General features: G+C 55.3%; 16 protein-coding genes. 8 read left to right on the top strand and 8 right to left on the bottom strand.

Annotated elements, in window-relative coordinates; translation table 11 throughout:
• The first annotated feature begins 491 nt into the window (after positions 1 to 491).
• Together rpmB and JWG43_RS04635 are read left to right on the top strand one after the other, a co-directional pair.
• Positions 492 to 686: a 50S ribosomal protein L28 gene (gene rpmB, locus JWG43_RS04630; RefSeq protein WP_205241654.1), complete on the top strand. Its 195-nt coding sequence runs from the start codon at positions 492 to 494 to the stop codon at positions 684 to 686.
• Between the two features lie 107 nt (positions 687 to 793).
• On the top strand, positions 794 to 1,054 hold the full coding sequence (locus JWG43_RS04635; RefSeq protein ID WP_205241655.1) for a hypothetical protein: 261 nt from the start codon (positions 794 to 796) through the stop codon (positions 1,052 to 1,054).
• Positions 1,055 to 1,069: 15 nt separating this feature from the next.
• On the opposite strand, the gene JWG43_RS04640 is transcribed toward JWG43_RS04635, so the two are convergent.
• Complete coding sequence (locus JWG43_RS04640; protein ID WP_205241656.1) at positions 1,070 to 1,891, bottom strand: SDR family NAD(P)-dependent oxidoreductase; 822 nt, start codon at positions 1,889 to 1,891, stop codon at positions 1,070 to 1,072.
• A gap of 110 nt (positions 1,892 to 2,001) precedes the next feature.
• On the opposite strand from JWG43_RS04640, the gene JWG43_RS04645 reads away from it, so the two are divergent.
• A complete protein-coding gene (locus tag JWG43_RS04645; protein WP_205241657.1) occupies positions 2,002 to 4,854 on the top strand; it encodes a M16 family metallopeptidase in 2,853 nt (950 codons plus the stop codon).
• Positions 4,855 to 4,984: 130 nt separating this feature from the next.
• On the opposite strand, the gene JWG43_RS04650 is transcribed toward JWG43_RS04645, so the two are convergent.
• Together JWG43_RS04650 and JWG43_RS04655 are read right to left on the bottom strand one after the other, a co-directional pair.
• Entirely contained in the window at positions 4,985 to 5,917 is a 933-nt protein-coding gene (locus JWG43_RS04650; protein WP_205241658.1) for a universal stress protein, read from the bottom strand.
• Between the two features lie 357 nt (positions 5,918 to 6,274).
• Complete coding sequence (locus JWG43_RS04655) at positions 6,275 to 7,246, bottom strand: hypothetical protein (protein WP_205241659.1); 972 nt, start codon at positions 7,244 to 7,246, stop codon at positions 6,275 to 6,277.
• Positions 7,247 to 7,567: 321 nt separating this feature from the next.
• Here JWG43_RS04655 and JWG43_RS04660 point away from each other — a divergent pair, with 321 nt between their 5' ends.
• Positions 7,568 to 8,746 carry an RtcB family protein gene (locus JWG43_RS04660; RefSeq protein WP_205241660.1) on the top strand — a complete coding sequence of 393 codons (1,179 nt, stop codon included), beginning with the start codon at positions 7,568 to 7,570 and terminating at the stop codon, positions 8,744 to 8,746.
• A 28-nt stretch (positions 8,747 to 8,774) separates the two neighbouring features.
• On the opposite strand, the gene sppA is transcribed toward JWG43_RS04660, so the two are convergent.
• From sppA to JWG43_RS04675, 3 genes are all read right to left on the bottom strand, one after another.
• The gene (gene sppA / locus JWG43_RS04665; protein WP_205241661.1) at positions 8,775 to 10,637 is read right to left on the bottom strand and encodes a signal peptide peptidase SppA; all 1,863 of its coding nucleotides are present in this window, start codon (positions 10,635 to 10,637) and stop codon (positions 8,775 to 8,777) included.
• 105 nt (positions 10,638 to 10,742) lie between these two features.
• Positions 10,743 to 12,668 carry a hybrid sensor histidine kinase/response regulator gene (locus JWG43_RS04670; RefSeq protein ID WP_205241662.1) on the bottom strand — a complete coding sequence of 642 codons (1,926 nt, stop codon included), beginning with the start codon at positions 12,666 to 12,668 and terminating at the stop codon, positions 10,743 to 10,745.
• Positions 12,669 to 13,108: 440 nt separating this feature from the next.
• Positions 13,109 to 15,178, bottom strand: a complete 2,070-nt coding sequence (locus tag JWG43_RS04675; protein ID WP_205241663.1) for an HDOD domain-containing protein — start codon at positions 15,176 to 15,178, stop codon at positions 13,109 to 13,111.
• Positions 15,179 to 15,846: 668 nt separating this feature from the next.
• Here JWG43_RS04675 and JWG43_RS04680 point away from each other — a divergent pair.
• The 4 genes from JWG43_RS04680 (at position 15,847) to JWG43_RS04695 (ending at position 18,599) form a co-directional block, all read left to right on the top strand.
• Positions 15,847 to 16,194: a hypothetical protein gene (locus JWG43_RS04680; RefSeq protein ID WP_205241664.1), complete on the top strand. Its 348-nt coding sequence runs from the start codon at positions 15,847 to 15,849 to the stop codon at positions 16,192 to 16,194.
• 5 nt (positions 16,195 to 16,199) lie between these two features.
• A complete protein-coding gene (locus tag JWG43_RS04685) occupies positions 16,200 to 16,607 on the top strand; it encodes a hypothetical protein (RefSeq protein ID WP_205241665.1) in 408 nt (135 codons plus the stop codon).
• Positions 16,608 to 16,860: 253 nt separating this feature from the next.
• Positions 16,861 to 17,955, top strand: a complete 1,095-nt coding sequence (gene mtnA, locus JWG43_RS04690; RefSeq protein WP_205241666.1) for an S-methyl-5-thioribose-1-phosphate isomerase — start codon at positions 16,861 to 16,863, stop codon at positions 17,953 to 17,955.
• Positions 17,952 to 18,599: a class II aldolase/adducin family protein gene (locus JWG43_RS04695; RefSeq protein ID WP_240193385.1), complete on the top strand. Its 648-nt coding sequence runs from the start codon at positions 17,952 to 17,954 to the stop codon at positions 18,597 to 18,599. Before mtnA ends, JWG43_RS04695 begins: the two co-directional genes overlap by 4 nt.
• A 385-nt stretch (positions 18,600 to 18,984) precedes the next feature.
• Here JWG43_RS04695 and JWG43_RS04700 read toward each other — a convergent pair whose 3' ends face one another.
• Both JWG43_RS04700 and gltX read right to left on the bottom strand, forming a co-directional pair.
• Complete coding sequence (locus JWG43_RS04700; protein ID WP_205241667.1) at positions 18,985 to 20,676, bottom strand: glutamine--tRNA ligase/YqeY domain fusion protein; 1,692 nt, start codon at positions 20,674 to 20,676, stop codon at positions 18,985 to 18,987.
• Between the two features lie 25 nt (positions 20,677 to 20,701).
• Positions 20,702 to 22,189 carry a glutamate--tRNA ligase gene (gene gltX / locus JWG43_RS04705; RefSeq protein WP_205241668.1) on the bottom strand — a complete coding sequence of 496 codons (1,488 nt, stop codon included), beginning with the start codon at positions 22,187 to 22,189 and terminating at the stop codon, positions 20,702 to 20,704.
• Positions 22,190 to 22,921 lie beyond the last annotated feature (732 nt).

Raw genomic sequence — 22,921 nt, forward strand, 5'->3', positions numbered from 1 at the left:
TATTATTCTTAACATCATTAACATCAATAGACCAGAAACCAATGGCTCTTTGAGTGCTTTCAGCTGATTTTTCTGGACATCCGCCACAGAGATCGTCGAATTATTGGTCATGGAATTGATGCTGTCGAGAATGTACCGAAGCGTATTGGTTGTTTTTACGGCAAAAAGATCGTTTGCAAGATCCTTATGAAAAACCTGAATCCGTGATGGCTAGACGCTTGTTTTGGAGATATCTTGCTGTAATCATATTATAATTACAGCAGAATCCTTGGCAATACCTTTCACCAGCCGCCCTTCGAAACATCCATCCGCACGCCATCTTCATTGCCCGTAACCGTCCGATAAAGTGTCCTTTCATCAAACGGTTACGAACAACAAAGCTGACGCACGGACGAACGTGCACGGATTCAGGGAAAAAACTTGATTTCTCTGTGTTTGCGGGTATTATAAAAGGTTGTCAAATTTTAAATTCCCTTCAAGGAGAAGATATCATGGCCCGTCAATGTGAAATTTGCGGCAAAGGCCCAACCACCGGAAACAATGTCAGCCACGCCAACAACAAGACCCGGCGCCGTTGGTTGCCGAATTTGCAACGGGTTCGCGCGGTCAGGGCTAATGGTGCCACCATGCGCATCAATGCCTGCACCCGTTGCATTCGTTCTGGAGCTGTGGTCAAACCTGCCTGAATACGCTCTGTTCTCTGGACACGGCAAGTCGGTCTCCTGCCGACTGGCCGTGTCGTCTGTCAAGAGACGGGACAATAGTCTGCCAGTATGGCCCTGAGGAGGAGTACATGAGCAAGGAACACAAGGGACGATTTCTACCCTATGAAGAGGCAATCCGTGTGGTTGCCGCAATTCAGGAGGAGGAAGATATCGATGATCCTGATCGTCGCATCTTCAATGTGTATAACCATCAGGATAAGGAAATCTGCTGGTTTGACTATGAAGAGGTGATACGTGATGCTGGTATCACGGGCACCGATGATGCCGCCAAGGAAAAATTGACCAATTATATTATGCGCCACATTCCCGAGTGGGTGGTGGATAGCTGATCTTCCCCGCCCAGCCTAGAGTGCTCCCTCGGGCATCTCCGGAGGCAATTCCCCTCCCAGTACAAAACCACCATCCAACCTGACGACCGCTCCGGTGAGGAAATCCGCATCCCGGACCAGGAAAAGAACGGCTCTGGCCACTTCTTCCGGGGTCCCGGTCCGTCCCAACAGGGTGTGGCTCAGGAGTTCTCCGCGTTGTTTCTCGGTGAGCAGCTCCCAGCCCCTGGTCCCGGGTCCGTGTCTGCTGTCGATCAGGCCGAGCATGAGTTCGTTCACCCGAATATTCGGAGCCCCCATTCTGGCCCAGGTTTCGGTCAGCAGGGTAAGACCTCTGTTGGCGGCGGCGTACCCGTCATTGAACAGCAGTCCGGCCGGTCCGGTTCGACCGATTTGGCCGGCGATTGAGGAAATATTGACCACAATGGCCTCCCGACTCTGACGGAGCAAGGGCAGGGCCAGTTCAAAAACCAGCCATTTGGCGTGCAGGGTGGTCTCCTGTTCCAGTTGCCACTGCTGACGATTCACCTCCCGATGATAGCTGCCATGGAGGATGGGCATGCCACCACGTTCGATGTTGTTGATCAGGATGTCGAGCCCGTGGAATCGGTCACTGATAGCAGTTATGAGAGAGGCTACCTGATCCGAGCTGCGGAGGTCGACGGGGAGAACCAGGTGCCGGGTGCTGGTGAATTCTTCTGCCATGGCCGCCGCGGATTCCGGCCAGTCAAACCAGGGCAGGGTCAAACGGACGCCGTGGTCAGCCAGCATTCTGGCAATGGCCAGGCCGATGCCTCGTGAAGCACCCAGCACCAAAGCCGTTTTTCCGGTCATCTTCATCTTGCCTCTCCTCGATACCCTTCCTATAGTAATCACATTGTTTCATTATCGTTTTTTCATACATCAAATCCAAGGGTTCAACAATGCGGCACTTGTTTTTTCGAGTCTTTTTGGCATGGTTTTCTGTCTTCTGTTTTTTCGCCGCCACGACAGCGGCCGTCTCTGCCTCGGGGGATACTCATTCCAGCCCGACCGACACCTCCCTTTGCCTGACCTCGGGCTGGCCTCAGGATCAAAGTGATCTGACTCCTGATCCCGCCCTGACCTTTGGTCTACTCGAAAACGGTTTGCGGTATGTACTCATGGTGAATCATGAACCGGAAAACAGAGTGGCCCTGTTTCTTAACGTCCAGGCCGGCTCTATCCGGGAGACCGAAGAACAGCGAGGAGTGGCGCATTATCTCGAACATATGCTCTTCAACGGGACAACCCACTATCCACCGGGAACCCTGGTTGAATATTTTCAATCCATAGGCATGGGATTTGGTGCGGATACCAATGCCCATACCAGTTTTGACGAGACGGTGTACAAACTGATTTTACCCTCCGGAGAACCAGCTTTCCTCGAAGATGGTTTCCGGGTCCTGGCCGATTATGCCAGGGGGGCTTTGCTGCTCGAGGAAGAAGTGGAGCGGGAACGGGGGATCATCCTGGCTGAAAAACGGAGCCGTGATTCCGCCGCGGCAAGGGTCTGGAAACGTCAATTGCAGTCCGCGTTTGCCGGTACTTTGCCTGCCGAGCGCGATCCCATCGGTCTTGAGGAAGTGATTCAAGCCACCGACAGTCAACTGCTCCGTTCTTTTTACGACCGCTGGTACCGGCCCGAAAATATGATAGTCGTCGTTGTCGGTGATATGGACCCGGTCGACGCGGCGGGCATTCTCACCCGTCATTTCGATCCGCTGACCGGAGAGGGCGAGGTGGGTGCCTGCCCCGAATTCGGGACCGTTGCCGAGTCGGGGCTTGACATCCTCTTCTTTCCCGAACCGGAACTCGGGTACACCGGCATAGGGCTGACAACCGTTTTCAATACTGTTCCGCAGCCGCCGACTTCTCAGCGGAGTGCTGAATTGTTCCAACAATTTGTTGCTATTTCCCTGTTGAACAGACGGCTGCAGCAACTCGAGCGGCAACCGGACAGCCCTCTATCCCACACCAGCGCCCGATCCTCGGTCTTTCTGCAGCGAATCGGGTATGCGTCCCTGGGGGCCCGCGTGAAGAGCGATCGCTGGCAGGAGGGGCTCGACATCCTGCAACGCACCCTGGCACAGGCTTTGGAGTATGGTTTTACGGCTGCGGAGTTGGACCGGGGCAAGCGGGAGATCAGCGCCATGCTCGAAAAAGCGGTCCAGACAACAGCCTCCCGTACCAGTCGTGATCTGGCGGCAACACTGGTCAGCAAACTCAACAACAATGAGGTCATCCTCTCCCCGGTACAGGAAAGGGATTTGTATGGACCGATGCTGGATTCGATGACGCTCGAGGACGTTGATGTCGCTTTTCGTGACCTTTGGGATCGTCCGCGACGACTGGTGGAGGTGGTCGGTGTTCCTGGGCCCGGGCTGGAAAAGAATGGGGCCGAGGAGGTTATCCGGCGGGTTTTTGCCGCTGCTGCGGCTGAGGGGGTAGTGCCATGGGTTGAGCCGGAATGGAAACCCTTCCCCTATCTGCCCTTGCCAGAAAAGAATGGGGTTATAACTGAAAAGATCCGCCACCAAGCCATCGGCGTGGAGACCATCGTGTTTGCGGGCGGGGTGCGCCTCAATACAAAAGTGACCGATTTTCAGGCGAACCAGGTCCTCTTTTCTGTTCAGTTCGGGACAGGGAGGCAAAGCGAACCACTGGCCGGGATGAGCCCGATTGCCGAGGCCGTGGTCAGAGAGAGTGGCGTGGGCGGTTTGAACTGGGAGGAGATGGCCGCCGCTCTGGCCGGCACCAATGCGGTCCTTGATTTCCGGGTCGGTCCCGAGAGTTTTTCCCTGCACGGTTCCAGCCTGGCCGATGAGATCGAACTGCTGGTGCAACTTGCCTACACCCGACTCCATGATCCGGCGTTCCGGTCCGATGCTTTTGGCCGCGCTCGGGAGCAGTTGCGGCAGATGTACGAACAGATGGTCAGTACGGTAGAGGGAGTGCACCAATTGCAGGGTGAAGCGATCCTGGCCCCCGGCAGCAGGGAATACGGTCTTCCCTCCTGGGAGCAGATGGACCGGGTCACCCTCGAACAGATCGCCGCCTGGTTGGAGCCGATATTCTCTCAGGAAGCACTGGAAATCAACGTGGTCGGCGATATAGATCCAGAGGAGGTCGCACGCCTGGTCGGCAGCTATTTTGGCGGTGAGAAACGGTACCAGCAGGAGGTGCCACCGGCACAGCCAATTGTCTTTCCATCTGGGCAGCATCATCGTTTGACAGTCGACAGCTCCACCGACAAGGCTCTGGTGGCCGTGGCCTGGCCAACCACCGATTTCTGGGATATTACTGTTACCAGGAGGCTCAATGTCCTGGCAGCGGTGCTCAACGACCGTCTCCGAGTTGATATCCGCCAGGAATTGGGGGCAACCTACTCACCCCGGGTAATCAGTCGTCCCAGCCGGATACATGATGGTTTTGGCCTGATGATCAGTTCATTGACCGCTGCTCCGGATCAGGCCGAACTCCTGGCGGCTAAAATTCGAGAAATCGCATCCGAGCTTGGCCGCAAGGAGATCAGTGAGGAAGAATTACGGCGCGCCCTGGAGCCGACTCTGACCTCAATTCGAGATATGCAGCGTACCAATCGGTATTGGCTGGAATCAGTGCTCAATCTCTCCCATCGTCACCCGCAGCAGTTGCAGTGGCCCTTGACCATCCGGGAAGATTTCAGCGCGATCACAACTACGGACGTGGCCGCACTTGCCGAGCGCCACCTGCACGAGGATATGGCGGCAACGGTGATTATCACTCCCGATGGGGAGACCTGAATCCGTGACGGCTGGACGCTTGTTTTTGATTTAATTTTCTGTAATAATTTTGAAAATACCAAGCTATTTTTGACAATTCGCCTTCACCGGCACGCTCCCAGATCCAGGGATGAATTCTGGCTGGCCAGGGTCATCCGACTAACCAGACGGCAGTATTCTGTGCCTGCTTCAGAGTCCGGTCGGAAACACCTTTGATCTGGCCGGCGCTGCCACCACGGCTACGTCGGCCAATGACGATGGTGCCGCAATTGTGTTGTTTTGCCTGGCGGAGGAGGTCAGCGCTGACATCAAGGTGCATCTGCATGGGAAGCTGGGTAATACGGTTTTTGGGGATCCCATTTTCCATCAGCAGTTGCGCATGGGCGTAGAACAGGTAGTTCTCGAGATCAAGATATTGATCGCACCATGCCTTGCCCCATTGCTTATGAAACTCCTCCGGCCGGGCTGGTTGCTGTTTTCCAAAGACACTGTCCGAGTGATACAGGCAGATGTCCACCCCGGTATGGCCTTTGAGCATGTAGGCAAGGTGATCGGCGGCCAGTAGAGAGGCTGGCTGGCTGTGGACTGCCAGGAGAAACCGGTTGGAGGTGACGGTACCATCCACCAGCCACAGGGGAATGTTGTGGCAGGTATCAACCAGTCCCGCCGAGGTGCTGCCGAAAAACATGTTGCCGACCGCACCGTGACCGCGCCGGCCGATGAGGACAGTATCATAGTGACCGCGCTCGGCCTCGTCGCGGATAGCGGCACTGATACCACCTGATGTGGCCGTTTTGACATGGGTTTGAATTTGATCAGCGGTAAATCCCTGGCGCTGTAACCGTTCCTGAGCGTCCCGGAGATGCTTGTTGGCCACTTGAGTACGTTTATCGGTTGCCGGGGCTTGCCTGCGGTACGGGTCGACATCAAACATCCATTCCTTGCCGGCGTTGCCACCCGTGGGAACCACACTGACAAGGTGGATGGACAGGGTCCTGTCGGTTCCAAAAAGGCGGGCCAGATAGTCCAGGCTGTTGGAACTGGAGGCAGAACCGTCAATAGCCGCAAGTATTGCTTTTTCCATCTTTATTTTCCTGTAAGCTACGAAAGGGATACCTTCCCTTTCCAAAAGAAATGGTCGTGCATCGATTGTCGGCCACAGGCGGCCTGGATGTATCCAGGCGTGGCAAACACTGGAACCCCTCTGTACGGTTGGCGCGAGCATGCAAGGAGCGGCGGGGTACCTGTGATATCGTCCGGCTTTTCAGGTGCCGATGCAGTGCCTCTCCATGAATCTGTCGTTTTGAGAGGCAGCACTGCTGACCTGGGCCTGTCTCCGTGGGCGTTGGTCCGTGCGTCAGTTATAATTTGATTTGATTACAGTAAGATATTTCCAAAAAAGTCCAACCGTCACGGATTCAGGCTGGGCCCTTGTTCAGCCTTACAGTGTCATATAATAATACACAATTGTCACCAAAACTATGCTGATGGCGCGAAAACCCTGGCTGAAAAGGATCAGTTGCGCTGCCAGGCCAGGCGAGAAGATGCCGGCATAATAGGGGTATTGGTGGCGAACGGCGCGGATGGGGGAGGAGAGAATATTACCGACCAGCAATGCCAGAACAATTTCCCGTGAGGACATGGAGCCGGCGGCCAGAAGAGCGCCGGCCGCCGCCAATCCCGCGGTAAATTCGGCAGCCACCTGAAAAGTGATGATGGAGATGGCCTGGGGGCTGAGCCAGGACAGCCAGCTGAGATGTTCGGTCATGAAACGCTGGGTCGCGGAAAAAAAACCGGCTTCGTTGAGAAAATAAAAAAGAATGTAAATAGGTGCGGTATAACTGATAATTTTACGGATCCTCCGCCGGAAGCGTTGCAGACCTTTTTGCAGAGCGGCACGGAAGGATGGGCGCTGCTCAGTGGAAGGATCAGCCTGCGCGATCTCCCCTGTATTGGTCGCAGGGAGCAGCAGGCGGGCCAGCACAGTGATCACCAGGGTGCGGAACAAGGCAGCGCCGACAGTCAGGCCGAGGTATATAAAGGCCGCTCCCTTGATAATCGGTACAGCTATAAAGAAGGTTGTGGGCAAGTGGAGAAAATTGTTGGGCAGACTGTTGAAAAGATTAGCCAGGATCAATTCCCTGCGACTGAGTTTCTTGGTGTCGTATCCCTCCGCCAACATGGTATTTGCGGCGATGCCCGAGAAGAAGCACATGGAAAAAGAAGCACCGGTGAGGGGCGAAAGGTGACCGAATCGCGTCAGGGGACGGGCGATGACAGCCAGTTTTTTTGTCCAGTTGAGCGACTCGATGACCAGGGCCACCAGCAGGCCGACAGCGAGAAAGAGGAGCAGGCGCGTCAGAGGCCAACCAAGATTCACCCAGAGGTGGGTGAGGGTGTCGGTTGTCAGCATGGTGTATGAGAAAGGTTCGATGATAAGCTCCTGGATCTACCCGGTCACCGGGTGAGTATTACTGCGGTATCCGCCACACTCCTCGGGTGCGAGCAATCACAGCGGCCCGGATTTATGCAGACGGGGTAGCCCGTTACAGCCCTTCCAAGCGGATTGCCGCCTTCAAGCAGAGATGGGCACCTGTGATCGTTGACCTTGGACCATTACCTCCTTGCCTGCAGGTCCCTTTGCGAGCGCGCCTTGCTTCAGAGTGGAAGAGCTTGTTACTGGATAGGCACTGCCTCACTATATATCGGAAATCGAAGAGAGCAAGAGAGGACTATGAAACAGGTCATAACAACAGAAAAAATTCCGATTTTCCTTTGGTTGGACGAACTCGATCAGGAAACGCTGGTTCAGGCAAAAAATCTGGCCAACCTGCCATGCGCCTTTCATCATATTGCCCTTATGGCCGATGCGCATGTTGGCTATGGTATGCCCATTGGCGGTGTTCTCGCCACCAATGATACGGTTATTCCCAATGCAGTCGGGGTTGATATCGGTTGTGGCATGCAGGTGGTGCGCACCGGTCTGAATGCTCTCGATTCTGGGCAGCTGCGCCGTATCCTGACCGCACTGCGCCGTGCTGTTCCTCTTGGTTTCAAACATCACAGTCGACCGCGGCCGGTTGAGGTCCTCCCGGATCCAGGAACCGACATGCTCGAACGGGATCTACCGGTGGTTGCCGCTGAATTTGCCAGTGCCCGCTGCCAGGTAGGAACTCTGGGCGGCGGCAATCATTTTATCGAGATTCAGCGAGGCAGTGATGATCGAATCTGGTTGATGGTCCATTCCGGCAGCAGAAACCTCGGGTATAAAGTGGCCGGGGTCTATAACAAACTCGCTGTTCAGATGGCCGGGAGCCAAAAAAAGGGAGTGATTCCCAAAGAGTGGCAGTTGGCCGTGTTGCCGCTGGACTCAGCCACCGGTCAGAAGTATATACGGGAAATGGCCTATTGTGTCGCCTTTGCCCGCGCCAATCGAAGCGAGATGATGACTGTTTTTCAGGAGATTGTCGCTGAGATTTCCGGCTGTGAGCAATTTGAGCCAGCCTTTGATGTTGCTCATAATTATGCGGCCTTTGAGGAGCATTTTTTCCGCAAGGTCCTGGTGCACCGCAAAGGCGCCACCCGCGCTTTTAAGGGGGAGTACGGGATCATCCCGGGATCCCAGGGCAGTTGCAGTTATATCGTTCGCGGATTGGGCAACCCGCAATCCTTCATGTCCTGTTCACACGGAGCCGGACGCGTTCTCGGGCGCAAGGAGGCCTGCCGCCGGCTCGATTTGAAGGAAGAAATCGGTAAGCTCGAGGCCCGGAAGGTGCTCCACAGTCTTCGTCACCGCAGCGATCTGGAAGAGGCGCCAGGCGCCTATAAGGACATCAGCGAGGTTATCGTCTCTCAGCAGGACCTTGTCGAGGTGGTGATGGAACTGCACCCGTTAGCTGTTCTCAAGGGTTGAGTGCACGAACCCAGTCTCTGGTCCTCCATCACTCAAAGGTGCCTGCCGATGTCGGCAACAGGCTGTGGGCATACAGAGAATGAGGGTCACCGCCGGTCAGGAGAAAGTCGAACTGGTCGGCCAGCTGTTCCGACGGCAACCCGGAGAGAACACTTGGTTGAATACGCTGCGCCAAGGTTTGCAGCGGCCTTTCCAGCCGCTTGAGACGTTCAATGATGGACACGGATTCCGCATCGATATAGGTACCGGTCGCTTCAGGAATATCGGCCAGGCGCCTGGCTTCAGCAATGGCATCGCTCAAGTATCCGAGTGTATCGACCAGACCCAGTCTGTGGGCGGTGGTACCGTCCCAGACCTTTCCCTGAGCGAGTTCCATCACCCTGTTCCGGGACATGTTCCGTCCCTGGGCAATGATATCAATAAACTGCTCATAACCTGTATCAACCTGCATCTGCAGAACGGCTCGTTCATCGTCGCCCATGGCTGTAGCCGGGTTACCAAACTGGGCTGTGTTGGTGGTGCCGATACCGTCACCATACATGCCGATTTTGGCCAGGGTCTGCTCCAGAGTCGGGGCGGCCCCAAAGACACCGATGGATCCGGTAAGGGTTACCGGAGCCGCCACGATGCTGTCCGCGTTGGCGGCCAGCCAGTAAGCACCGGATGCGGCCACGGCGGCCATGGAAACGACCACCGGTTTGCCTTCCTGCTGGGCAAGCATCAGTTCCTGGCGAATCAGTTCCGAGGCAAAGGCACTGCCTCCGCCACTGTGGATACGCAGGACAATGGCTTTTACCCGCGGGTCCTGCCGGGCCTGGCGAATCTGGCTGACCAGGGGGGTCGAGCCGATCTGGCCGACTGCGCCCTTGCCGTACATGATAGTACCACGGGCGATGATGATGCCGATGAGGTCTTCCTGTTTTTTGGTGTCCGTGTAGGAAGGGGTCAGTGTCTGCAGATATTTATCCAGGCTGATATGATTGTATCCCTTGCCTTGGGGGCCCGGCCCCACCAGGGAGCGAAGATAATCTTCCATTTCCCGGTGGGTTTTCAAGTCGTCGATCAAACCTGAGGTCAGGGCCATCCGGCCCCGGTCACCGTTCACCGAGGCTAAGCGAAGGATGAGATTGTCAATGTCGGCCTGGAGAGAGGTGACCGTGACCTTCCGGTTGGTGGCGATGTCGGTACAGTATAGATCCCAGAGGTTGCCGAGCCACTGACTGCTCGCTTCCCGTTCCTCCGGTGACATATCGTTGCGGACAAACGGTTCCAGTGCTGTTTTAAAGGCGCCTGCACGGAAAACGTGGACATTTACGGCAAGTTTGTCGAGCAGGTCGCGCATATAGAGGCGGAAAAGAGAAAAGCCGCGGAGTTGTACCCCTCCCATGGGATGCAGGTAGATGCGGTCGGCCCAGGAGGCCAGATAGTACTGGGCCTGGTTGAACGTATTGCCCATGGCGACGACCTCCTTACCAGTTTGCTTGAAGTGGTCGATGGCCAGGCCTATGGCTTTGATCTGATCGAGACTGGCAGGACCCATTCGATCTGTATTGATAATCAGCAGCGAGATCCGTGGATCATCGGCGGCCGTGTGCACGGCATCAAGCACATCCTGAAGAAAGGTTTCCTCATGCAGGGGCTTGCCAGCCAGATTGTTGAAAATCCGGGCCATGGGATCCATGGGTGAGCGTTGCTCGACGATGCCGCCCACCGGAGCCAGCAGCAGGGCGCTGTTTTCCGGAACCGTGGTTTTGGGGGTGTAAAACAGCGCGGTGATGATGATCAGAAACAGCGCGAGGAACAGGAGATTGGAAAGAACGGTAAGGCCGGAACTGAGCAGCTTCCAGAACCATACAAAGGGCCGGGTAAGAATATAAACAAAAGTACGCATGCAAAGATCTCCAGGTGAGTAGGGAGAAAACACGAAGTGGGTTGTGCCGGTGCACAGAAGGCTCCGTTCGTCGGTATGCTACAGAAATTCGGCGACCTGATCCGGTCAAGCCGAGGTCGGTGTGGAGTTGATTTCCATTTTGAGAGCCTGGGCGAGTTCCTGAAGGGAGTACGGCTTTTTGATGAACTGACTGACGCCCATGTCCATGGCTCGATTAATATCTTCGTTGCTGGAGTAGCCGCTGGTGATAATGGCCTTTTGTCCGGGAGCGAACTGAATGATTTGTCGGTAGGTTTCGCAGCCATTGATACCTGGATCCATGAGCATGTCGAGAAGGATCAGATCGACAGGCGATTTTTTAATAAACTCGATGGCCTCCTCACCTGATTTGACCGTCAGGGGCTGATAGCCGAGACGGGTCAGCAATCGACTGGCGATTTCCCGCTGACTTTTCTGATCATCGACAACCAGGATTTTCTGTCCACTGCCACGGAGGTTACTGAAAACCGGCGCGGGCTCCACCGGTTTGCAGACACCGTTCCGTTCGATGGGAAAATACAGGGAAAACAAGGTGCCTTTGCTGCTGCTGTTCACATCGATATAGCCACCGTGATCATGCACGGTATTCCATACCACGGCCAGGCCGAGTCCGGTACCACTGCGGCCCATAACTTTTTTGCTGTAAAAGGGGCTGAAAATCTGCTTGATATCCTGAATCGAGATTCCGGGACCGTTGTCCTCCACCGAGATCAGTACATATTCTCCCGGATCGATGGTTTCATAACCTCTATAGGGTTCGGAAAAATGGACGTTTTTCGTGGTCAGTATGATCTGTCCCTGGGATTGTATTGCTTCGGCGGCATTATTGACCAGGTTCATGATCGATTTGGAGAGGTGCATGGTCGAGCAGCGGATGTTCATCAGCTTGCCCTCCAGGTACGGCGTGATTTTAATCTGTGGATATCGCTGCTGTATTTCCCTGAATTCAACTGAGTTGAGGTATTCGGTAATGATGACGTTGATGTTGCGAACTTCTTTTTTACAAGTTGCTCCCCGGGCCACGGTCAGCAGATCATTGACCACGGCGGCCGCTCGCTTGCCGGCTTCCCGGACCATGATCAATTCCTCCCGGTACTTGAAGTTTTCTCCAAGGTCCATGAGAAGAAGTTCCGGGTAGGTGATGATGCCGGCCATGATGTTGTTGAGGTCATGGGCCACCGAACTTGCCATCAGGCCAAGGGATTCCATGCGCCGGGCATCAGCCAGTTTTTCCATCAGGGCCATTTTCTGCTGCATGGCGGCTTCCTGGGCGCTGACATCCCGAATGGCGGCTACCTGCACCTGGCGGCCCTTGAAGTCGATATGCTTGACCCTGATTTCCAGGGGGAAGGTGGTCCCCTCCTTCCTGATGCCCCGGGCCTCGAAGGGGCCGATGGTTTCCGGGTCAGCCTGTTGCGGCATGGTGCGGATAGAGTGACGGTCCAGGAGGATATCAAAAATCTGACGACCCAGCAGCTCCTCTTCCTCATAGCCGAACATCCGGCATAATTGATCATTGGTCTGCAGCAGAGTACCTCGCTCATAGATGATGATTCCCTCCCAGGTGGCCTGGGCGAGTTGACGAAAGCGTTTTTCGCTGTTGTGCAGATCCTGCTTCAGTTGCTTATGTTGAATACTGCGGGCTATGGTTCTGGTGAGACGCTCAGGGGGGCAGGGTTTACGGAGGTAGTCGTAGACACCTTGGCGCAGGGACTCCACAGCGTTATCAATGGTGGCGTTGCCGGTGAGAATGATGACGGATGTTCCGGGATGCTCAGCATTGATTCGCGCGGCGATATCATTACCGCTCAAGTCGGGCAGATTCATGTCGACCAGGGCGACTGAACAGGGTTGTTGCTGCAGGCGTTGAAAGGCCTCTTGACCTGAGTGAGCAATGCAGACCTCATATCCAGCCGCTTCCAGAAGGCCTTCAAGACTTCTGCAGAAATGGACTTCATCATCGACGATGAGAACAGTGTGCATTTTGGGCATAAAGTTTCTCTGTCTGAGGGAAAGAGGATAGTTTTGTTCTATATTTCGCCTGGAAAAAGCGTAAGCGTTCAACAGCATTCCATCCGCGGGCGATCAGGCTGCCGAGCAGAGACCTGAGTCCGTGACGGCTGGAGTCTTTTTGGGATGTCTCTTGCTGTGATCAGGTTCTAATTGCAGCAGAACCCTTGAGGTTAACCTTCACCAGTCGCCCACGGATTCAGGAGAGAATCATACTTCAGCCCGCCCGCCTGCTGATTCACATTTCAGGCCCTGGGAAATGGTTTCAGTTTCCAGGTCCAGTAGTCATGTACTTGCACCAGATGAAAATGTACGCAAAAATGGGCTTCGGTAAAAACCATTTCCGCATGCCGCGCATTCAAGCGTGTTTACCAAAAAATGTCCAATAAAATAATGGTTATTTTGTAATGAGAACAAGGGATTCAAGCCGGAAGAGCAAGGGTGAACACTGTCCGGCCACGGCGGGACAGACAATTGAGTGCTCCACCGAGGCGTTGAGCCAGTTGTTGGCCGATCGCCAGGCCGAGTCCGGCATGGCGACCATCTTTGGTTGAGGCGCCAGCGGTGAAGAGATCGTCCTGCAGGGTTGGATCGACCCCAGGGCCGTTGTCCGTCACCGAAATGAGAATCGTGTCGAGATGTCGTTCACTCCGGACAATGATCTCTCCCTTGGTGCCCAGAGCCTCCAGGGCGTTATCAATGAGGTTGGTTAGGATCTGGCGAAGAAAGCCACTGTCCGTGTCAAGAATCAGAGGGGTTTCCCAGGGAATATAGCTCAGGGAGATCTGATTGCCCGCCGGCAGTGATCCTTTGTACAGGGCAATGAGTTCCTTGATGTGGCTGTGCAGATCCACGTGCTCAAAGTGGGGGGGCATCTCTTCGTCAGCCAGTTTTTCCAGGCGCAGGGTCAAGGAGCTGATCCGTTCCAGCTCATGGTCGATGATGGTGAGTTCATCGCCAAGGGCCTCCCCGTCCCTGCATTTTCCTGTGATAATATGCAGGTAGTTGCGCAGCGTGGCCAGCGGATTATTGATTTCATGGGCGACTTTTCGGGCCACAAGGCCGGCAGATCGCAGACGTTCAATAACGATCTGTTCCGCTTGCGCTGCTTGCACCTGGTCCAGATAGAGGGCAATTGCTGTCTGGGCAGCAAGGAGACACAGGGGCGGCACGGGACCACCGGCGGCAAGGGGTGATTGTTTATGCAGTCCGACAACCAGGAGCCCCAGTCGTTGCTCGCGGTGGTTCATGGGGACCACCGCCATCCCTTCTGTTCCCAGGAGTCTGAGCAGCTGGGCGTCAAGAAGGGTGGGCCGGGTCTGTTCCGACCCCTTCCCCGGGAACAGGAAGAGGGGGGCAAGACTTTCCATTGCCTGTCCTGGCAGGCTCTGATCATGACGATCAAGGGAAAAGGATAACCCTGCTGTTTCCCTGGCCAGTTTATTGTCCGCGGAAGTCAGGCAGTGGAGCCTTCTGGTGGCCTTGTTCCACAGCAGGAGCAAGCAGGCATCCTCATTGAAAAGAATTTTCAACCCCTGTTCCGCTGCAGCAGCGATCTGTTCCTTGTTTTCGGCCTGAAGGAGGTTGGCAAGCACACCGTTGAGCTGGGTAATGTTACGAATGCGATGGATCAGCCCCAGGGTGGTTTCCTTGTGGCTCTCCTCACTCTCCGGTTCCCTGTCATGTGAGGTCTTGGCACTTTTTGCTATATGGATGCCCAGGCCATCGGCAATCTGGGCAAGTTGTTCTTCAAGGTTTTCGTACAGTTGACCAACCTGGGCCGGCTGCAGGTTGAAATATCGGCCGGCTGTTTCCAGACATTCCCGGTCGGTGGAATCTCCGTGGGCAAGTAGGTCGGCCAGAGCGGTAATTCTGGTCAGGGGGAGAGCCCGGGCCACGTCCTCGACCGGGTGGTGGTGGTAGCGGATGGCATCGGCAAGCAGGGCGGGCAGGCACCACTGCTCACAGAGCCAGGCTCCGGCTTCACAATGATTGATTCGGAGTTTTTCTTCCTCAAGAAAGGCCAACCGTCCACTGTGGCAGCGGACACCTTTGAGCAGCAGCGGCGCGTAGGTACCGGGAAATGCCATCCATAACAACAGCTTGCCGATATCATGCAGCAGACCGGCCAGATAGGCCTCCGATGGATCGGGGTAGCCGACGTGTTCAGCAATTTTTCTGGAAAGCAGGGCCGCCAGGCACGAGTGGTGCCAGAACCGGTCAATGGAAAGCAGGCCATTGGTTTCCACCCGGCGAAACACCTGCTGCACCGAGACGCTGACCGCGAGATTGCGGACAGTGTCAACACCCAGGTAGACCACCGCCTGTTCCAGGTTGGTGAAGGCTTTGCGTGCTCCGATAAAAGCTGAGTTGACGAGCTGGAGGAGTTTGGCGCAGATGGCCGTATCCTTGTTGGCGATCCGGGCAATGGCCTGCAGATTGACCTCTGAAGCGTGGCATTGATCGATCAGTTGCACCAATACCTGGGGCATGCTGGGTAAATTTCCGGAAACTTTCAGATTGTTCAGCGTTGTATGCGGATCGGTCATGGCCGTTCACAAAGGCTGGGTAAATCCTGGATTCGTGAGCGTTCGTCCGTGCGTCAGCTTTATTGTCTGTGATCGTTCGATCAAAGTACACTTAATCGGACGGTACGGACAATGAAGATGGCGTGTGGACGGATGCCCCGAAGGGCTGCTGGTGAAAGGTATTGCTAAGGATTCAGCTGTAATAATAACATTATTACAGTGATATATATCCAAAACAAGCGTCCAGCCCTCACGGATTCAGGGAAATGTTTAAGCAAAAAAAAAACAGATTACTGGGTATATAGCAGAGTGCTGGAGAAAAATCCAGATATTGGATATCCTGTCCGGCGATGGAATGATACACTGGTCTCCGCTTGGTGACTTGTCGATCTTTTGATTATGTCCGGCGTTGGGCTGTCTCGAATTACCTTGACCTGGACCGAACGGGTTAGGTAATTTCTCGGAGGCAACCGCAGATGTTGGCTGGTGCCGATCCAGAATCGGCTTGCTTCCCCTGAATCCGTGAGCGTCCGGCCCTCACGGATTCAGGGAAATATTTTTTTCTGGACAGGCACCGGCTTTGCCGGTTGCCCATTTCCAGGAAATTCTGTTCACAAAACAGGAGGAGGCAGATGGTGTGTCCACGCACAGTTGGTCGTTTTATTTTTTGTCTGGTGAGCCTGGCAGTTCTGCTGGTGGCTACCGGATGTTCAAAAAAAATGTACGGAGCGGTGAAGTTTGAAAGCTCTCCGTCTGGAGCCGAAGTGGTCAACCTTCGGGATGACACTTCTCTGGGGGTCTCTCCGGTGGTCGTTGTCTGGGAGTCCGATGACGGCAGACCGGAGTATGTGACCATTCAGATGCGGAAACCGGGGTACCGGGAGGCGATCAGCTCATTCTGGGTCAACACCCGTCATCAAAGCAGGGAAGAGGCCCGGAAAGAGGCCCATCCCATCTTCATTGAACTCCAACCGAGGTAACCGGCATGGCAGCAAAACAAGGCCGATGCTTTTTGCAAGGAAAACGGCAGGGGTGGTGCCTGGGCGTTGCCCTGGTGCTGGTGAGTATCCTGGCAGGGTGTAGTGAGAAGACGGCAACGGTGCAATTTAAAGTCAATTCGCAGCCGGAGGGCTCCTATGTTCTCTACCAGATGCGGGGTCCACAGGCGCCCTGCGGGGATGAGTGGATTTATCTGGGTATGACTCCCCTGCGGGGTGTTCGCCAGTTTGACCGACAACAACTGGAAAGCAGCAGCAAAATCACCCTCAAGGTCATGCATCCGGGGTATCTTGAACAGAAGGTCGAGTGGGATGGCCCTGGGTTTTACCAGGAGGCTCAAGGCAAAGGCGGGGTGTTTTTTGCCCCGATCATGATTCCGGCGCACTCGCCTTGAGTGTGATTACCGCTGTACCAGGAGGTCCTGAATCCGTGAGCGTTCGTCCGTGCGTCAGCTTCGTTGCCCGTAACCTTTCGATTAAAGTATACTTTATCGGACGGCTACGGGCAATGAAAATGGCGTGCGGACGGATGCCCCGAAGGGCGGCTGGTGCAAGGTGTTTTCAAAGGATCAGCTGCAATTATAATGTTATTACAAAAAGATATATCTAACACAAGAGTCCAGCCGTCACGGATTCAGGGAGGTTCTTTTGCAAGTAGACGGACGAGAATATCGTTCAATCTGGCTGGCCACGGATGGTCTCGGTGTTGAGATCATTGATCAGACCAGATTGCCTTTTACTTTTGTTGTGGTCCGCCTGGACAGTCTGCAGCAGGCAATGGACGCTATCAGAAGCATGCAGGTCCGCGGGGCACCATTGATCGGGGCCACTGCTGCCTATGGAATCTGTCTGGGCCTTCGTGAAGGGACAAGGACAGCGCATCTTGAAGATATGGCCGGGCAATTGATCTCCTGTCGGCCGACAGCGATCAATCTGCGCTGGGCAGTGGAACGGATGCTCCGTGTTGTGCTGCCTGTGGCGGAGGAGATGCGGCTTGAGGCAGCCTATCGGGAGGCGGAGCGGATTTGTAGCGAAGATGTGCGGACCAACGAGGCCATCGGCGAGCACGGCCTGGTCTTGATCAGGGAAATCTGGCGGAAGAAAGGCGGCCGGGATCCGGTCCGCATTCTTACCCACTGTAATGCCGGCTGGCTGGCCACGGTGGATTGGGGGACTGCCCTGGCCCCGGTGTATAAGGCCGCCAGGGCCGGTATTCCTGTCCATGTCTGGGTGGATGAGACCCGCCCCCGCAACCAGGGTGCGTCCCTCACCGCCTGGGAACTGGCCGCAGCCGACATTCCCCATCACCTGATCGTAGACAATGCCGGTGGGCATCTCATGCAGCGCGGCCAGGTTGATCTCTGTCTGGTGGGCACTGATCGGACCACGGCAAGCGGTGATGTCTGTAACAAGATCGGCACCTACCTCAAAGCCCTGGCCGCTGCTGATAACGGTGTCCCTTTTTATGTGGCCCTGCCCGGTTCCACGGTGGATTGGTCGGTGACCAATGGTCTGGCTGCCATCCCCATCGAAGAGCGGGGTGCGGAGGAGGTCTTGCGGATTCAGGGGCTGGATGCAGGGGGTGAGGTGCGGGTGGTTTCCATTGCACCCGCGGTCACGCCGGCACTCAATCCCGCCTTTGATGTCACCCCTGCAGCCCTGGTGACCGGTCTGGTGACCGAGCGCGGGATCTGCCCGGCCAGCAGCGAAGGGCTCCTTGGCCTCTACCCGGAACACCGATGATCCTGGACGGTAAAGACCTGCGGCGGAAACTGCTGTCAACCGCCCGGGCGATGAACGCTTTGGGCCTCAATCAGGCCACCTCCGGCAATCTGAGCGTCCGTTGCGGCGATGGCTTTCTGATTACCCCTTCCGCCTTGGCATACCAGGACTGCACCCCGGAGGATGTTGTCTGGCTGGACTTCTCCGGTCAGCTCATAGGCGGTGGAGAGCAGCGCAAGCCGTCCTCCGAATGGCGCATGCATCGTGATATTTACCGTCATCATCCCAAAGCCGGTGGTATCCTCCATGCCCACAGCCCGTATTGTTCGGTTCTTGCCTGCCTGGAGCGGCCTATCCCGCCCTTCCATTACATGGTCGCCTTGGCCGGCGGCGACAGCATTCGATGTGCGCCATATGCCACCTTTGGCACCCAGGAACTGTCCAATGGCGTTCTTGAGGCCCTGCGCGACCGGTGTGCCGCTCTTCTCGCCCATCATGGCATGATCTGTTGTGCCGTCGATCTTGACCGGGTGCTGGAGCTGGCGATCGAAGTGGAAAACCTGGCACGGGTTTATGTGCTTGCTCTGCAGGTAGCTGAGCCGCCGTTGCTCTCTCCGCGGCAGATGGAGGAAGTGCTGCACCGTTTCCGGGAGTATAAAGCCTGAATACCTGATCAGCGGAGATTAACGGAGAGAGCTGGGAGCCGATCTGGGAGATGGCCATGGCCATGGTGAAGGCGCACAGGTTACCACCCACCTATAATGGCGATGAAGGTGCCGCTCTGGTTCATAGCCATTGGGCGAAGATTGACAATAGCCATGGCCCTTTCCTGAATCCGTGACGCCTGGAGTCTTGTTTGGAGTGCATTTCACTGTAAATAGGTTGTAAATGCGGCGATTTTTTTTGCAATATGTCGTCACCCGCCGCCCTTCGGGGCGTTTGTCCGCACGCCATCTTCATTGCCCGTAACCGTCCGATAAAGTCTACTTTAATCGAACGGCCACGAACAACAAAGCTGCCGCACGGACAAACGCTCACGGATCCAGGCCTTTATGCAGTGGAGCTGATTTTAGCCCAACTGTCGCGGAGGGTGACGATCCGGTTGAAGACCGGTTTATCCGGGGAACTCTCCACGGAGTCGAGGCAGAAGTAACCCTGACGTTCGAACTGGAAACGGTCTTCAAGGGTCGCCCGTGCCAGCCCGGGTTCCAGTGCACAGTCTGTCAAGACTGTCAGGGATCTTGGATTGAGGAATTCTTTAAAGCTTTTTTCTTTGTCCATCTCCGGGTCGGCAACAGTAAAGAGCCGGTCGTAGAGGCGGACTTCGGCTCGCATGGCATGGGGCGCGGATACCCAGTGGATGGTTCCCTTGACCTTGCGTCCGTCGGGGGACGAGCCGCCCTTGCTTTCGGGATCATAGGTGCAGTGCAGTTCCACAATCCTGCCTTCCGCGTCCTTGATTACCTGGTGACAGGTGATCAGATAGGCATACCGTAACCGTACCTCGCGGCCGATACTGAGGCGAAAGAATTTTTTCGGAGCGTCTTCCATAAAGTCCGAACGCTCGATGTACAGTTCCCGGCAGAAAGGCACCTGTCGATCGCCCAGGGCCGGCTCCTGAGGATGATTCTGGGCGGCCACCTCTTCGACCAGGTTTTCCGGATAGTTGGTAAGGACAATCTTGAGCGGTTCGAGCACACCGAAAACCCGGGGAGCATGCTGATTGAGTTCTTCGCGAACCGCGTTTTCAAGGACGCCCATGTCGATCCAGGACTCCCGCTTGCCGATACCGATGGTGGCGCAGAAGTGGCGAATGGCGGCGGGTGGGCAGCCCCGGCGGCGGAGGCCCGACAGGGTCAGCATCCTCGGGTCATCCCAACCGGATACGTGTCCTTCCTCCACCAATTGCAGCAATTTACGTTTACTGGTCACGGTGTAGTTGATGTTCAGGCGGGCGAACTCAATCTGACGCGGGTGATTTGGAGTTTGCAGGGTATCCAGGACCCAGTCGTACAGGGCGCGGTTGTTCTCGAATTCCAGAGTGCAGAGGGAGTGGGTGACCTGCTCCAGCATATCGGAAAGACAGTGAGTGAAGTCGTACATCGGATAGATGCACCACTTGTCCCCGGTGCGATGGTGGCTGGTTTTGAGGATGCGATACAAGACCGGGTCCCGCATGATAATATTGGCGGAAGCCATGTCGATTTTTGCCCGGAGCACGCAGACGCCCTCATCGATATTTCCTGCACGCATCCTGGCAAAGAGGTCGAGGTTTTCCTCGACGGAGCGGTTGCGGTAGGGACTCTCCCTGCCGGGTTCGGTGAGGGTGCCGCGATACTCCCTGATGGCATCGGCGGAGAGATGACAGACATAAGCCTTGCCCATTTCGATCAGGCGAACAGCGCAGTCGTGGAGTTGTTCGAAATAATCGGAAGCGTAATAGAGGTGGGGCTCCCAGTCGAATCCCAGCCAGCGGACATCGCGCATGATCGCTTCGACGTATTCGGTTGACTCCTTATCGGGATTGGTGTCGTCGAAGCGCAGGTGGCAGACCCCATTGTATTCCCGGGCAACCCCGAAATTGAGACAGATCGACTTGGCGTGGCCGATATGGAGGAATCCGTTGGGCTCGGGTGGAAAACGGGTGACGATGCCTTGATGTTTTCCGGAGGCGAGGTCGTCGGCAATGATCTGGCGGATGAAATCGAGCGGTTTTTTTACTGCTTCTTTTTCCGTTGTCATGGGTGTTTTGAGATCCTGAAAAAAATTATGTAGCCTCAAAAAGATGATCGATATGCCGCAATCGAGTTGTCACTCTATCCCTGCCCAGGGTGGTGATAATATCAAATATCGATGGTCCGGCCAACTGGCCGGTGAGAACGGTTCGCATGGCATTGATAAGTACACCTGGTTTGATCTGTAGTTCATCAGCGAGCTGGCGGCAGACACTTTCGGTCTTCGCGGCATCGAACTCCTCCAGAGAAGAAAATCGTTCCGCCAGTTGCGGCAGCCAGGTTTTCAGATCCGGGTATTTGAGCAGATTTTTTGCCAGTGGTTTGGGATCAACGGCGTAGGTATCCGCGAAATAAGCGCGGCCAATGGTGGTGAAATCCTTGAGCGTATGAAATCGATCCCGAATCATGTCCAGGGTTGCCAGGTACCAGGCGCGTCTGCCTCCTGCATAGGCCGGGTCCCAGAGATCCTCGACCTCCAGTTCCCTGCGCACCAGCTCGCCCAATTCGTCGAGGTCCATGGTGCGCAGATAGTGCTCGTTGATGGCAATCAGTTTCGGATCGGTAAAGAATTTCGGGTCGCCGGGTTTGTAGTTGAAGACCGAATTAACCCGGCTCATACGGGAAAGGCTGAAGGTTTCGATCAGCTCTTCACGGGAAAAAATTTCCTGATCAGTGCCCGGATTCCAGCCCAACAGGCAGAGAAAGTTGCACACGGCCCAGGGAAGGAAACCCTGGTCCCGGTAAAACTGCACCGACACAACCTCACCGTGGCTCCGCTTGGAAATTTTTCGTTTCTGCAGGTCGAGCGTGAGAGGCATGTGCGCGAAGACAGGTAACTTAACCCCCAGCGCTTCATAGAGAAGGACCTGACGGGTGGTGTTGGTCATGTGATCCTGGCCGCGGATGATATGGCTGATGCGGTCGCGGATATCATCGACGACGTTACATAGCAGGTAGAGCGGTTTGCCATTGGAGCGGACAATGACAAAGTCTTCGATTTCGGTATACGCCCGTTCAATGCGACCCAGGACCTCGTCGTCGTAGAACAGTGTACCCTGGCGCTCGGGCACTTTGAATCGAATCACAAAAGGGAGCCCCTGTGCCTGTTTTTCCCTGGTGTCCTCGGCGTTCAGGTGACGGCAGGTGCCGTCATAGCCGCTTTCCCTCCTGTTGGCCCGCACGGCTTCCTCGCGTTTCCGCTCCAGTTCCTCCTTGGTGCAGAAACAAGCGTATGCGTGACCCGAGTCCAACAGTCGATTGGCTGCTTCGATATGGTCGGCGCTGTATTCAGTTTGAAAATAAGGCCCTTCGTCCCAATCAAGGCCCAGCCATTGCAAACCGTCGATGATGCCGTCGATGGATTCCCGGGTTGATCGCTCTTCATCGGTATCTTCGATGCGAAGGATCAGTTTGCCATGATGTCTTCTGGCAAACAGCCAATTGAACAAAGCTGTCCGGGCTCCACCGATGTGCAGGTATCCGGTGGGACTGGGTGGAAAACGAACGCGGACTTCTTCCATCTCTACCTCCTCCTGAATCCGTGACGCCTGGACTCTTGCATTGGATATATCTTGCTGTCAGCAAATTGTAATTGCAGTTGAATCCTTGACAATACCTTTCACCAGCCGCCCTTCGGGGGCGTGCGGACGGACGCGCACGGATCCAGGCGGTTGCAAGGGCAGGACTGCATGGCCTGAACACTGGACCCGCTGACCAGTACTTCATGTTGATCAGTGGGTACAATGTTGCATATATAGTCGCTAGCAGGCTTCTCTTCAAGGAGAAGGTTCTCCGGGGGTGATGAATGCGGCCTGAATCAATGACGGCTGGGCGCTTGTTTTTAGCATATCTTGCTGTAATAATATTATAATTACAGATGAATCCTTGAGAATACCCTTCACCAGCCGCCCTTCGGGGCGTCCGTCCGCACGTCAGCTTTATTGCCGGTAACCGTTGATAAAGTTTACTTTAATTGAACGGTTACCGGCAATAAAGCTGACGCACGGACGAATGCTTACGAATTCAGGTGCGGGTGCGCTGAAAGATGAGAACGGAATGGGTCTTTTCTGCGTTAATAGCTTGTGAACATTTAAGAACATCGGTATAATTAAAAATTCGTGTCCATAGACAAAGAAAGCGCTGCGGAAGGGAATTCTGCCCTTGGAATCAAGGCCTTGCAGGCACCAGTCACCGGTGGACGCTGGGAGAAATCTGCATGGAGACATCAACGGTAACGGGACCTGTCCTGTTCA

The sequence above is a fragment of the Desulfobulbus alkaliphilus genome (assembly GCF_016918545.1).
Classification (GTDB): domain Bacteria; phylum Desulfobacterota; class Desulfobulbia; order Desulfobulbales; family Desulfobulbaceae; genus Desulfobulbus; species Desulfobulbus alkaliphilus.

Excerpts from the sequence above, each read along its gene's own strand:
- rpmB (WP_205241654.1), top strand. The coding sequence starts at position 492 with ATGGCCCGTCAATGTGAAATTTGCGGCAAAGGCCCAACCACCGGAAAC.
- JWG43_RS04635 (WP_205241655.1), top strand. The coding sequence starts at position 794 with ATGAGCAAGGAACACAAGGGACGATTTCTACCCTATGAAGAGGCAATC.
- JWG43_RS04640 (WP_205241656.1), bottom strand. The coding sequence starts at position 1,891 with ATGAAGATGACCGGAAAAACGGCTTTGGTGCTGGGTGCTTCACGAGGC.
- JWG43_RS04650 (WP_205241658.1), bottom strand. The coding sequence starts at position 5,917 with ATGGAAAAAGCAATACTTGCGGCTATTGACGGTTCTGCCTCCAGTTCC.
- JWG43_RS04655 (WP_205241659.1), bottom strand. The coding sequence starts at position 7,246 with ATGCTGACAACCGACACCCTCACCCACCTCTGGGTGAATCTTGGTTGG.
- JWG43_RS04660 (WP_205241660.1), top strand. The coding sequence starts at position 7,568 with ATGAAACAGGTCATAACAACAGAAAAAATTCCGATTTTCCTTTGGTTG.
- sppA (WP_205241661.1), bottom strand. The coding sequence starts at position 10,637 with ATGCGTACTTTTGTTTATATTCTTACCCGGCCCTTTGTATGGTTCTGG.
- JWG43_RS04670 (WP_205241662.1), bottom strand. The coding sequence starts at position 12,668 with ATGCCCAAAATGCACACTGTTCTCATCGTCGATGATGAAGTCCATTTC.
- JWG43_RS04675 (WP_205241663.1), bottom strand. The coding sequence starts at position 15,178 with ATGCCCCAGGTATTGGTGCAACTGATCGATCAATGCCACGCTTCAGAG.
- JWG43_RS04680 (WP_205241664.1), top strand. The coding sequence starts at position 15,847 with ATGGTGTGTCCACGCACAGTTGGTCGTTTTATTTTTTGTCTGGTGAGC.
- JWG43_RS04685 (WP_205241665.1), top strand. The coding sequence starts at position 16,200 with ATGGCAGCAAAACAAGGCCGATGCTTTTTGCAAGGAAAACGGCAGGGG.
- JWG43_RS04695 (WP_240193385.1), top strand. The coding sequence starts at position 17,952 with ATGATCCTGGACGGTAAAGACCTGCGGCGGAAACTGCTGTCAACCGCC.
- JWG43_RS04700 (WP_205241667.1), bottom strand. The coding sequence starts at position 20,676 with ATGACAACGGAAAAAGAAGCAGTAAAAAAACCGCTCGATTTCATCCGC.
- gltX (WP_205241668.1), bottom strand. The coding sequence starts at position 22,189 with ATGGAAGAAGTCCGCGTTCGTTTTCCACCCAGTCCCACCGGATACCTG.